We start from the raw sequence: 12,528 nt of genomic DNA, 5'->3' as shown, positions 1-12,528 counted from the left end.
GCCAAATTACTCGCGCGCGGCCTTTCAGGCAAGCGGAATTCGCGGCTTTTGCTATCAATACATAAAAGGTGTTACTGTGCGCGCGATGCCCGATTGCGCGGGTATTCATCAGCGAAAGAGAGCATTTATGGATTGTCGTCCAGACTGCGGCGCGTGCTGTACCGCACCGTCTATTTCAAGTCCTATTCCAGGAATGCCCCAGGGCAAGCCGGCGAATACCCGCTGCGTCCAGCTTTCGGAAAACAATCTGTGCCTTATTTTCGGCTCGCCCCTTCGCCCGAAGGTTTGCTCCGGGCTTCAGCCAGCGGCCGAAATGTGCGGCAGCTCGCGCGCGCAGGCGATAACGTATCTTCTTGAGCTGGAGGCGCTCACCGCGCCCTAGACGTCTTTGATTCGCGTCAGGCAGCCAATCGTTATGACGCACATCGCCAGCGCTATCCAGAATACCGTGTGGTAGTTCCACAGCTCGGCCACGACGCCTGCCATTGAGCCCGCAATAATCCAGCCCACGCGCGTGGTATTAGTATAAAGGGTGGTCGCTGAACCTGCCTGGCCCGGCATCAGGTCCTGAAAGTAGAGCATGCCGATCCCGGCCAGAATGCCGATGTAGATAGCGTTCAGCAGCTGTAAGGCCAGCAGCACCGCCGGGCTGTGCGCCGTCAGCATACCGATATAAAACAGCAGCCCCGCGGCGGCGGCCACGCGCATCAAAAAACGCTTTCCGAAGCGCTTCGCATAATACCCCGCAATCAGCATGGTCGGGATCTCTAGCCCGGCAGCGGTTCCCATCATAATCCCCGCCAGCTTTTCCGGCAGATGCAGCTCGTCGATAATAAACAGCGGCATATTAATGATGTAAAGGCTGTTGGTGCCCCACATCAGCGTACAGACGATGAAAAGCAGCAGCGCATCGCGGCGGTTGCGGCGCGGCGCCTCAAGCACGCCCGTCGCCATCTTTGACTCTTTGCGCATCGACGGCAGGAAGAACCACACCATCGCGCCGCAGATCACAAACGCAACGGCCGCGCTGAGGTACATCACCGTAAAGCCAAACCCCATCGCCAGCGCGTAGGCGAGCGGCGGGCCGATCACCCATGCCAGCGACACCTGCGCGCGAAGAATGGAGCTGAACATGACCGCTTCACGTCCGGTCCGGTCGGCGTGCTCGCGCGCGAGGGCGAACATCTGCGGGTTTGCGGTGGAGCCAAAGCTGCTCAGAAAAACGCCGATGAACAGCAGGATGAAGTAGTTGCGGTTCCACGCAAACAGCAGGCAGGCGAACACGCCCAGCAGGCAGCAGAAAACGATCAGGCTTTTGCGGTCGCCTTTTCGGTCTGAACGTCCGGCCAGAAACTGGCTCACGAAGATGCCGATGATCGCGCTGCCGGTAAAGAAGAAGCCAACCATCGCCGGGCGCACGTGTACCTCGTTCGTCAGAAACAGGCTCAGCGTGGGCGTTTGCAGCGCACCGGCAATGCCGGTGAGAAAGGCAACAATTAAAAACGCCGATGACGTCAGGTCAAAGGGCTTTGGCGAGGCGGCTGCGGGGGTGTTATGCATGATCCATTATCAGCAGTGTCTGAAAGAGACGCGGAGTTTACGCCCCCTGTCAGAAAATGAACAGTCAGGGCAGGGTGTTTTGCTACAAAAAATCAAAATGCTATTTCATTTTAACGGTGTGACCAGAATTTGCTGAAGCAGAATGCTGAACGTCAGCACCACGCAGCTGAACGGCGGAGAAATGTGCTGTATATCTAACTTCTGATATGAGAAATGTAACTTTTCTTGCAACAATTCGCGGAAAAGGGCAAGAATCATTGAAACGTTTCAGCGCTCGCTTGTTTTGACTGACGGACAGGTCAGCGCATTTTTTCTCATTAAAGCTGAAACGATTCAATTTCGGCAGGAGAGGAGAACCATGTTCCAGTTATCTGTTCAGGATATTCACCCGGGCGCACAGGCCGGAAACAAAGAAGAGGCCATTCGCCAGGTTGCCGCCGCGCTCGTTGAGGCAGGTAACGTGGCGGAAGGCTACGTAGACGGCATGCTCGCGCGCGAGCTGCAAACCTCCACATTCCTCGGCAACGGCATCGCCATTCCGCACGGCACCACCGACACGCGTGACCAGGTGCTGAAAACCGGCGTCAAGGTTTATCAGTTCCCACAGGGCGTGACGTGGGGCGAAGGCCAGGTGGCTTACGTGGCGATTGGTATTGCCGCCAGCAGCGATGAACACTTAGGCCTGCTGCGTCAGCTGACGCACGTGTTAAGCGATGATGCGGTGGCTGAACAGCTGAAGTCCGCCACGACGGCGGAAGAGCTGCGCGCCCTGCTGATGGGTGAGAAGCAGAGCGATGCGCTGAAGCTGGATAACGACACGCTGACGCTGGACGTCGCCGCGGTCGATCTGGTGACGCTGCAGGCGCTGAACGCTGCGCGTCTTAAAGAGGCTGGCGCCGTTGAGGCCGCATTTGTCTCCCGCGCGATCAACGACAAGCCGCTGAATTTAGGCCAGGGCATCTGGCTGAACGACAGCGCGGAAGGCAACCTGCGCAGCGCCATCGCCGTCAGCCGTGCGGCTACCGCGTTTGACGTTGACGGTGAACGCGCCGCGCTGCTGGTGACCGTCGCCATGGCCGATGACCAGCCCGTCGCGGTGCTGAAGCGCCTGAGCGAGCTGCTGCTCAACAACAAAGCTGAAAAACTGCTGAACGCCGACGCGGCGACCGTCCTGGCTCTGCTGACCAGCGACGATGCGCTGACTGAGGACGTGCTCAGCGCCGAATACGTGGTGCGTAACGAGCACGGGCTGCACGCCCGTCCGGGCACCATGCTGGTGAATACCATTAAACAATTTGATAGCGAGATTACCGTGACCAACCTGGATGGTTCGGGCAAGCCGGCCAACGGCCGCAGCCTGATGAAAGTTGTCGCGCTGGGCGTGAAGAAAGGCCACCGCCTGCGCTTCACCGCACAGGGTGCAGATGCTGAACAGGCGCTGAAAGCCATTGGCGATGCCATTACGGCAGGCTTAGGGGAGGGCGCATAATGAGCAGACGCGTCGCGACCATTACGCTGAACCCGGCCTATGACCTGGTCGGTTTTTGCCCGGAAATCGAGCGTGGTGAGGTTAACCTCGTGCGTACTACCGGCCTGCACGCCGCGGGTAAAGGGATTAACGTAGCCAAAGTGCTGAAGGATCTGGGTATCGACGTCACCGTCGGCGGTTTCCTCGGTAAAGATAACCAGGACGGATTTCAGCAGCTGTTCAGCGAGCTGGGCATTGCCAACCGTTTCCAGGTAGTGCAGGGCCGTACCCGTATTAACGTCAAGCTGACGGAAAAAGACGGTGAAGTGACCGACCTGAACTTCTCCGGCTTTGAAGTCACGCCTGCCGACTGGGAGCGTTTTGTCACGGATTCCCTGAGCTGGCTGGGCCAATTCGACATGGTATGCGTGAGCGGTAGCCTGCCGTCCGGCGTCAGCCCGGAAGCATTCACCGACTGGATGACACGCCTGCGCAGCCAGTGTCCGTGCATTATCTTCGACAGCAGCCGCGACGCGCTGGTCGCCGGTCTGAAAGCCGCGCCGTGGCTGGTGAAGCCTAATCGCCGCGAGCTGGAGATCTGGGCCGGCCGCAAGCTGCCGGAATTAAGCGATGTGATTGAAGCGGCGCACGCGCTGCGCGAACAGGGGATCGCTCACGTGGTGATTTCTCTCGGCGCAGAAGGCGCGCTGTGGGTTAACGCCTCCGGCGAGTGGATCGCCAAACCGCCGTCAATGGAGGTGGTTAGCACCGTTGGCGCAGGGGATTCCATGGTTGGCGGCCTGATTTACGGCCTGCTGATGCGTGAATCCAGCGAACATACTTTACGTCTTGCTACCGCCGTTGCAGCCCTGGCCGTGAGCCAGAGCAACGTTGGTATTACCGATCGTACCCAGTTGGCCGCGATGATGGCGCGCGTTGACTTGAAACCTTTTAACTAACAGCAGGAGAGGCACAATGAAAACGCTGCTGATTATTGACTCCGGTCTTGGACAGGCTCGCGCCTACATGGCGAAGACCCTGCTGGGCGCGGCGGCACAAAAAGCACATCTGGACATTATTGATAACCCGGGCGACGCCGAGATGGCCATCGTTCTGGGCGATAGCATCCCGGCAGACAGCGCCCTCAACGGCAAAAAGGTGTGGCTGGGCGATATCAATCGCGCCGTTGCGCATCCTGAGCTGTTCCTGAGCGAGGCGAAAGGCCACGCTGCGCTGTACACCGCGCCAGCGGCATCCGCGCCGGTTGCGGGCACGGGGCCAAAACGCATTGTGGCGGTTACGGCTTGCCCAACGGGCGTTGCGCATACCTTTATGGCGGCTGAAGCAATTGAAACCGAAGCCAAAAAACGCGGCTGGTGGGTGAAGGTTGAAACCCGCGGCTCCGTGGGGGCGGGCAATGCCATCACGCCAGAAGAGGTCGCAGAGGCCGATCTGGTGATCGTCGCCGCGGATATTGAAGTGGATCTGGCGAAGTTTGCCGGCAAGCCGATGTACCGCACCTCAACCGGCCTGGCGCTGAAAAAGACGGCGCAGGAGTTTGATAAGGCGCTGGCGGAAGCCAAGCCGTATCAGGCAAGCGGCGCGGCGAAAGCGCCGACCGAGGGGAAAAAAGAGTCTGCTGGCGCCTATCGTCACCTGCTGACCGGCGTGTCGTACATGCTGCCGATGGTGGTGGCGGGCGGCCTGTGCATTGCGCTCTCCTTCGCCTTTGGTATTGAAGCGTTCAAAGAGCAGGGCACGCTGGCTGCTGCATTGATGCAGATTGGCGGTGGATCCGCCTTCGCGCTGATGGTGCCGGTCCTGGCGGGCTTTATCGCCTTCTCGATTGCGGACCGTCCTGGCCTGACGCCGGGTCTTATCGGCGGTATGCTGGCCGTGAGCACCGGTTCCGGATTCATCGGCGGGATTATTGCCGGTTTCCTGGCCGGTTACGTGGCGAAGCTCATCAGCTCGAAGCTGAAGCTGCCGCAGAGCATGGAGGCGCTGAAGCCTATTCTGATCATCCCGCTGATTTCCAGCCTGGTGGTTGGCCTGGCGATGATTTACCTGATCGGCAAACCGGTCGCGGGCATCCTGGAAGGGCTGACGCACTGGCTGCAAACCATGGGCACGGCGAACGCGGTTCTGCTGGGCGCGATCCTGGGCGGCATGATGTGTACCGACATGGGCGGCCCGGTGAACAAAGCGGCATACGCCTTTGGCGTGGGCCTGCTGAGCACCCAAACCTACGCGCCGATGGCGGCCATTATGGCTGCGGGCATGGTGCCACCGCTGGCGCTTGGCCTGGCAACGCTGATTGCGCGCCGTAAGTTCGACAAGGCGCAGCAGGAAGGGGGCAAGGCGGCGCTGGTTCTGGGCCTGTGCTTCATTACCGAAGGGGCGATTCCGTTCGCGGCGCGTGACCCGATGCGCGTACTGCCTTGCTGCATCGTAGGCGGCGCGATTACCGGCGCCATCTCCATGGCGGTTGGCGCGAAGCTGATGGCGCCGCACGGTGGCCTGTTCGTGCTGCTGATCCCTGGCGCTATCACTCCGGTGCTGGGTTACCTGCTGGCGATTATCGCCGGTACGCTGGTGGCGGGTCTGTCTTACGCGGTGCTGAAGCGCCCGGAAGCGGAAGCGGTCGCAAAAGCGGCGTAAGCGAAACGCAATAAAAAAGCCGGGTTGCTTAGCACCCGGCTTTTTTTATGCCGCCTGTTCGGCGGTTTGCTGCGCCTTCAGCCAGGCAATCTCTTCTGCCCAGATATCCGGATTGATGGTTTCCAGCACCATCGGAATGCCGTCGAAGCGAGCGTCCTGCATGATAACGCGGAACGCGTCGTGGCCAATGTTCCCTTCGCCCAGGCTGTGATGGCGGTCGACGCGGCTGCCGAACGCGCTTTTCGCATCGTTCAGGTGCATGCCGCGCAGGTACTGGAAGCCGACGATACGTTCAAACTCGTCGAAGGTGTTTTTCGTGGCTTCGGCGGTGCGCAGGTCATACCCCGCCGCAAACGCGTGGCAGGTATCAATGCATACGCCCACGCGGGATTTATCCTCAACGCCGTCGATGATGGCCGCCAGGTGCTCGAACCTAAAGCCGAGGTTGCTGCCCTGGCCGGCGGTATTTTCAATCACCGCCGTTACGCCCTGGGTTTTATCCAGCGTGATGTTAATGGACTCGGCAATGCGCGCCAGGCAGGCGTCTTCGTCAATCTGCATCAGGTGGCTGCCAGGGTGGAAGTTCAGCAGCGTCAGCCCAAGCTGTTCGCAGCGCTGCACCTCATCGAGAAACGCCTCGCGGGATTTCTCCAGCGCCTCTTCAACCGGATGTCCGAGGTTAATCAGGTAGCTGTCGTGGGGGAGAATTTGGCCTGGCCCGTAGCCGTACTTTTCGCAGGCGGCCTTGAAATCGTCGATGATTTCAGCCGTGAGGGGGGCGGCGCGCCACTGGCGCTGGTTTTTGGTGAACAGGGCGAATGCGGTCGCCTCGATTTCGGCGGCGCGAATGGCGGCATTCGCGAGGCCACCGGCAGCGCTAACGTGCGCTCCAACATATTTCATAAAGGGACTCCTGTTAACCCGAAATGCTTATGATAGCGGGTTAACAGGAGGAGGACGTAGTGGTTTATGCCATCAGGCTGTGAACCGCGAGGTTGATTGCGCCACCGCCGACGATAAGCCACACGAAGAGCACCAGCGCCATCAGCAGCGGTTTCGCCCCGGCTTTTTTCAGCGCGCTGACGTGGGTGGTTACCCCGAGCGCCGCCATGGCCATTGCCAGCAGCACGGTATCCAGCGTCACCAGCATATCCACAACCGCTTTTGGCAGCAGGTGGAAGGAGTTAAACACCGCGACCACGATAAACAGAATCGCAAACCAGGGAATGGTGATTTTGCTCTTCTGGCCGCTTCCCGCCGGGGCCAGCTGTTTTACCCGCGCGGCCAGGATAATCAGGAACGGTGCAAGCATCATGACGCGCAGCATTTTCGCAATCACCGCCGCGTTTTCCGCTTCCGGGTTAATGGCGTGTCCCGCCGCGACCACCTGCGCCACTTCGTGCATGGTTGAGCCGATGTAGATCCCGTAGGTTTCCGGGCTGAACCAGTGCGCGACCAGCGGATACATCGCAGGGTACAGGAAGATTGCCAGCGTACCGAAGATCACCACCGTCGCAACCGCCACGGTCACCTTGCTGGATTCGGCCTTTACGACCGGCTCGGTGGCCAGCACCGCGGCCGCGCCGCAGATGCTGCTGCCCGCGCCGATCAGCCAGCTTGTCTGTTTATCCAGCCCGAACACCTTCTGGCCGATAAAGCACGCCAGTAAAAAGGTGCTGGTCAGCGTGAGGACGTCGATCGCGATACCGCTGACGCCGACGTCCGCAATTTGCGAAAACGTCAGGCGAAAGCCGTAAAGAATAATCCCGAGGCGCAGCAGGTGCTGCTTGGCGAAGATCACGCCGCCGTCGCAGGCTTTCCAGAGCTTAGGGTAGACGGTATTGCCGACGACCATACCCAATAAAATGGCCAGGGTGAGGGCGCTAAACCCGGCTCCGGCGATGGCCGGAATGCTGCCGGCCCAGAGCGCGACGCCCGTTACGACGGCGCTGAGCGCAAGCCCCGGCACGAAGTGCCATACTGTTCGATGATGCTGTAAGGTGATTTCTGACATAACCTTCTCCTTTGTCTGGCTAAAGGTTACGTCGCGCTGGTTTAAAAATAAAATTGATTATATATTTATAATCAATCTTTATAAGTGGTAAGCAACCATGCACATTACATTGCGTCAGCTGGAAGTGTTCGCCGAAGTGCTGAAGAGCGGGTCGACCACCCAGGCATCCCAGATGCTGGCTCTTTCGCAGTCTGCGGTGAGCGCCGCGCTGACCGATCTGGAAGGCCAGCTGGGGGTTCAGCTTTTCGACAGGGTAGGGAAGCGGCTCGTGGTTAACGAACATGGCCGCCTGCTTTATCCGCGCGCGCTGGCGCTCCTTGAACAGGCGATTGAAATTGAGCAGCTGTTCCGGGAAGACAACGGCGCGATCCGCGTTTTCGCCAGCAGCACTATCGGCAACTACATCCTGCCGGAAGTGATTGCCCGCTACCGCCGGGATTTTCCGACCCTGCCGCTGGAGATGAGCGTCGGCAACAGCCAGGACGTGATCAACGCGGTGATCGATTTCCGCGTGGATATTGGCCTCATTGAAGGGCCGTGCCATAACGTCGATATCATCGCGGAGCCGTGGCTGGAGGACGAGCTGGTGGTGTTTGCCTCTCCGGCCTCCTCCCTATTACAGGGCGAGGTGACGCTGGAGCGGCTGGCGCAGGCCCAGTGGATCCTGCGCGAACAGGGCTCCGGCACGCGAGAAATCGTCGATTACCTGCTGCTGTCCCATCTGCCGCAGTTCCAGCTGGGCATGGAGCTTGGCAACTCGGAGGCGATCAAGCACGCCGTTCGCCACGGTCTGGGCATCAGCTGCCTTTCGCGCCGCGTGATTGCTGAACAGCTGGAAAGCGGAACGCTGGTTGAAATTCCGGTGCCGCTGCCGAAGCTGGTGCGCACGCTGTGGTGCATCCACCATCGTCAGAAACACCTTTCCAGCTCGCTGCAGCGTTTTCTGCGCTACTGCGAGATGTAAAGGCGCCCCTCTTCCCACAGGGGAGAGGGTCAGGGTGAGGGGTTTACTTATAATCCTGGCCGAGTCATGAAGCTCTCTTATAACAGTGCATTTCTGCCGGAAGGAACGCGGATCGTCTGCTACAATCGCGCCTCATTTATTGAATGGACAGCATTTTCACATGGTTTCAGAAACTAAAACCACAGAAGCGCCCGCGCTACGTCGCGCACTGAAGGCGCGTCACCTGACGATGATCGCCATTGGCGGATCGATCGGTACAGGTCTTTTTGTTGCCTCTGGCGCAACAATTTCGGCAGCAGGCCCGGGCGGGGCACTCTTTTCCTATATCCTGATTGGCCTGATGGTGTACTTCCTGATGACCAGCCTGGGTGAGCTGGCGGCGTATATGCCGGTGTCCGGTTCGTTCTCGACCTATGGTCAAAAATACGTTGAGGAAGGCTTCGGCTTCGCGCTGGGCTGGAACTACTGGTATAACTGGGCGGTAACGATTGCCGTTGACCTGGTTGCCGCGCAGCTGGTAATGACCTGGTGGTTCCCGGATACGCCAGGCTGGATCTGGAGCGCGCTGTTCCTCGCCGTGATCTTCCTGCTCAACTACATCTCCGTGCGCGGTTTTGGCGAGGCGGAATACTGGTTCTCTTTGATAAAAGTGGCAACCGTCATCATCTTTATCGTGGTCGGTGTGGCGATGATCGTTGGTATTTTCAAAGGCGCTGAACCTGCGGGATGGAGCAACTGGACGATTGACGATGCGCCGTTTGCCGGGGGCTTCTCGGCGATGATTGGCGTGGCGATGATCGTCGGCTTCTCCTTCCAGGGCACCGAGCTTATCGGCATCGCGGCCGGTGAATCTGAAAATCCAGAGAAGAATATCCCGCGCGCGGTGCGTCAGGTGTTCTGGCGTATCCTGCTGTTCTACGTGTTCGCTATTCTGATCATCAGCCTGATCATCCCTTATACCGACCCAAGCCTGCTGCGCAACGATGTGAAGGACATCAGCGTTAGCCCGTTCACGCTGGTGTTCCAGCACGCCGGCCTGCTGTCTGCGGCGGCGGTCATGAATGCGGTTATCCTGACGGCGGTGCTGTCTGCGGGTAACTCAGGCATGTACGCCTCAACCCGCATGCTGTACACCCTGGCCTGCGACGGTAAAGCGCCGCGTATTTTCGCCAGGCTGTCTCGCGGCGGGGTGCCGCGCAACGCGCTGTACGCCACGACCGTCATCGCGGGCCTGTGTTTCCTGACCTCCATGTTCGGCAACCAGACGGTATACCTGTGGCTGCTGAACACCTCGGGCATGACGGGCTTTATCGCCTGGCTTGGGATTGCCATCAGCCATTATCGCTTCCGCCGCGGCTACGTGAAGCAGGGCCATGATATTAACAACCTGCCGTACCGCTCCGGGTTCTTCCCGCTGGGGCCGATTTTTGCCTTCGTTCTGTGTCTGATTATTACTTTGGGGCAGAACTACGAGGCCTTCCTGTCTGACACCATCGACTGGGGCGGCGTGATGGCGACCTACATCGGTATTCCGCTGTTCCTCGTCATCTGGTTTGGCTACAAGCTGGTGAAAGGCACGCACTTCGTTCGTTACAGCGAAATGGAATTTCCGAAACGATTTAAACAATAACCGCACTTCCTCTCTTTCTGGCCCGCTCATTTGAGCGGGCTTTTTTTTGTCTCCACACTGTGCAGTGCAGATATATTTTTTAACAATTCAATTGATAATAGTTATCGTTTGCTTTATCGTTACGAAAATTTGTAGAAGATGACCGACCTGCCGAAGAAGCGGGCGGGGTGCAAAGCACTGTGAGCAGTAATGATTTGATTTAGCTGTATTTACCTCATGGAGAAATGGAATGTTTAGGTTGAATCCCATCGTCAGGGGAGGACTCTGCGCGTCTGCAATGTCCCTCGCTCTGCCTGTCATCGCAGCAGAATCCGGCGACACAATGGTTGTAACGGCAGCGGCTACCGAGCAAAACCTGAAGGATGCACCGGCGAGTATTAGCGTCATTACTCAGGAAGATTTGCATCGTAAGCCCGTTCAGAACCTCAAAGATGTGTTGCGGGACGTGCCCGGCGTACAGCTGACGAACGAAGGGGACAACCGAAAAGGGGTAAGTATTCGCGGTCTGGACAGCAGCTATACGCTGATTCTGGTCGATGGCAAACGCGTAAGCTCGCGTAACGCCGTGTTTCGCCATAACGATTTTGACCTGAACTGGGTGCCGGTGGATGCGATCGAGCGCATCGAAGTGGTTCGCGGACCCATGTCCTCCCTCTACGGTTCCGACGCCCTGGGCGGCGTGGTGAACATCATCACCAAAAAAATCGGCCAGAAGTGGACGGGAGCCCTGAGCGCCGACAGCACGATTCAGGAGCATCGCGATCGCGGCGACACCCATAGCGGCCAGTTCTTTACCAGCGGACCGCTGGTGGACGGCGTGCTGGGGCTGAAGGCCTACGGCAGCGTCTCAAAGCGTGAAAAAGACGACCAGCAAAAATCATCCAGCGACGCCAGCGGCCAAACGCCGCGCATCGAAGGTTTTACCAGCCGCGATGCGAACGTAGAGTTTGCGTGGACGCCGACGGAAGACCACGACTTCACCGCGGGCTACGGCTTTGACCGTCAGGATCGCGATTCGGATTCTCTTGATAAAAACCGCCTTGAGCGTCAGAACTATTCCCTGAGCCACAATGGCCGCTGGGGCGTAGGCAACAGCGAGCTGAAGTTCTACGGCGAAAAAGTGGATAACAAAAACCCCGGCAACAGCAGCGCTATCACCTCCGAGAGCAACGCCGTTGATGGCAAATACGTGCTGCCGCTGGGCGAAATCAACCAGATGCTGACGTTCGGCGGCGAATGGCGTCACGACAAGCTGAAAGACCCTATAAACATGACGGGTGGCTCCAGCAGCAATACGTCAGCAAGCCAGTACGCGCTGTTCCTGGAAGATGAGTGGCGTATCTTTGAACCGCTGGCGCTGACCACCGGCATCCGCATGGATGACCATGAAACCTACGGCGACCACTGGAGCCCGCGTGCTTACCTGGTGTATAACGCGACGGATACCGTGACGGTGAAAGGAGGCTGGGCAACCGCGTTTAAAGCGCCGTCGCTGCTGCAGCTTAGCCCGGACTGGGTGTCCAACTCCTGCCGCGGCGCCTGTCAAATTGTCGGTAACCCGGACCTGAAGCCGGAAACCAGCGAAAGCTTCGAGTTTGGCCTCTACTACAGCGGCGAAGAGGGCTGGTTAGAGGGCGTACAGGCCAGCATCACTACCTTCCAGAACAACGTGGATGATCGTATCAGCGTCAACCGCACGGCGAGCGTCGATCAGGCAAAAGGCTACCCGAACTACGTGGGCCTGAACGCCGACGGGGAACCTATCTTCCGCTATTACAACGTCAATAAGGCGCGCATCCGCGGGGTGGAAACCGAGCTGAAGTTCCCGGTTGCCGAAGACTGGAAGGTGACGCTGAACTACACCTACAACGACGGTCGCGACATCAGCAACGGCGGGAACAAGCCGCTGTCCGAGCTGCCGTTCCACACGGCGAACGGCACCGTAGACTGGCAGGCGACGCAGGACTGGTCGTTCTACGTTCAGGGAAACTACACCGGTGAGAAACGCGCGGTGACCTCCGGTGCGGCGACGCCGGGCGGCTACGTAGTCTGGAATACGGGCGCGGCGTGGCAGGCAACAAAAAGCGTGAAGCTGCGCGCCGGCGTGCAGAACCTGCTGGATAAAGATCTCAGCCGCGATGACTACAGCTATACCGAAGACGGCCGCCGCTACTTCGTGGGCGTGGATTATAAGTTCTGATTGCGTAATGTGCCGGGCGGCGGCTTCGCCT

The 12,528-nt window shown here is 58.8% G+C and carries 10 protein-coding genes; 7 read left to right on the top strand and 3 right to left on the bottom strand.

Features of this window, described 5'->3' with window-relative positions:
- Window positions 1–127: 127 nt before the first annotated feature.
- The gene (locus DBY73_RS18760) at window positions 128–382 is read left to right on the top strand and encodes a YkgJ family cysteine cluster protein (protein ID WP_112012565.1); all 255 of its coding nucleotides are present in this window, start codon (window positions 128–130) and stop codon (window positions 380–382) included.
- Here DBY73_RS18760 and setB read toward each other — a convergent pair.
- Window positions 379–1,560 carry a sugar efflux transporter SetB gene (gene setB, locus DBY73_RS18755; RefSeq protein WP_112012564.1) on the bottom strand — a complete coding sequence of 394 codons (1,182 nt, stop codon included), beginning with the start codon at window positions 1,558–1,560 and terminating at the stop codon, window positions 379–381. The genes DBY73_RS18760 and setB overlap by 4 nt on opposite strands.
- A 358-nt stretch (window positions 1,561–1,918) precedes the next feature.
- Between setB and fruB the strand changes: the two genes are divergently transcribed.
- The 3 genes from fruB to fruA are packed head-to-tail and all read left to right on the top strand — an operon-like array spanning window position 1,919 to window position 5,689.
- On the top strand, window positions 1,919–3,049 hold the full coding sequence (gene fruB / locus DBY73_RS18750; RefSeq protein WP_112012563.1) for a fused PTS fructose transporter subunit IIA/HPr protein: 1,131 nt from the start codon (window positions 1,919–1,921) through the stop codon (window positions 3,047–3,049).
- Window positions 3,049–3,987 carry a 1-phosphofructokinase gene (gene fruK, locus DBY73_RS18745; protein ID WP_112012562.1) on the top strand — a complete coding sequence of 313 codons (939 nt, stop codon included), beginning with the start codon at window positions 3,049–3,051 and terminating at the stop codon, window positions 3,985–3,987. Before fruB ends, fruK begins: the two co-directional genes overlap by 1 nt.
- A 16-nt stretch (window positions 3,988–4,003) precedes the next feature.
- Window positions 4,004–5,689 carry a PTS fructose transporter subunit IIBC gene (gene fruA, locus DBY73_RS18740; protein WP_112012561.1) on the top strand — a complete coding sequence of 562 codons (1,686 nt, stop codon included), beginning with the start codon at window positions 4,004–4,006 and terminating at the stop codon, window positions 5,687–5,689.
- 45 nt (window positions 5,690–5,734) lie between these two features.
- Here fruA and nfo read toward each other — a convergent pair whose 3' ends face one another.
- Both nfo and DBY73_RS18730 read right to left on the bottom strand, forming a co-directional pair.
- Window positions 5,735–6,592, bottom strand: coding sequence for a deoxyribonuclease IV (gene nfo / locus DBY73_RS18735; protein ID WP_112012560.1), 858 nt, complete (start codon window positions 6,590–6,592; stop codon window positions 5,735–5,737).
- 64 nt (window positions 6,593–6,656) lie between these two features.
- The gene (locus tag DBY73_RS18730) at window positions 6,657–7,703 is read right to left on the bottom strand and encodes a YeiH family protein (RefSeq protein WP_112012559.1); all 1,047 of its coding nucleotides are present in this window, start codon (window positions 7,701–7,703) and stop codon (window positions 6,657–6,659) included.
- Between the two features lie 97 nt (window positions 7,704–7,800).
- Here DBY73_RS18730 and yieE point away from each other — a divergent pair, with 97 nt between their 5' ends.
- The 3 genes from yieE to cirA all read left to right on the top strand — a co-directional run bounded on the left by yieE (window position 7,801) and on the right by cirA (window position 12,497).
- On the top strand, window positions 7,801–8,667 hold the full coding sequence (gene yieE / locus DBY73_RS18725; protein WP_112012558.1) for a DNA-binding transcriptional regulator YeiE: 867 nt from the start codon (window positions 7,801–7,803) through the stop codon (window positions 8,665–8,667).
- A gap of 160 nt (window positions 8,668–8,827) precedes the next feature.
- A complete protein-coding gene (locus DBY73_RS18720) occupies window positions 8,828–10,297 on the top strand; it encodes an amino acid permease (protein WP_112012557.1) in 1,470 nt (489 codons plus the stop codon).
- 229 nt (window positions 10,298–10,526) lie between these two features.
- Complete coding sequence (gene cirA, locus DBY73_RS18715; RefSeq protein ID WP_112012556.1) at window positions 10,527–12,497, top strand: catecholate siderophore receptor CirA; 1,971 nt, start codon at window positions 10,527–10,529, stop codon at window positions 12,495–12,497.
- The last annotated feature ends 31 nt before the right edge of the window (window positions 12,498–12,528 follow it).

It is taken from the genome of Enterobacter sp. RIT418 (genome assembly GCF_003057745.1).
Classification (GTDB): domain Bacteria; phylum Pseudomonadota; class Gammaproteobacteria; order Enterobacterales; family Enterobacteriaceae; genus Enterobacter.
This window is presented reverse-complemented; position numbering and strand designations above follow the sequence as displayed.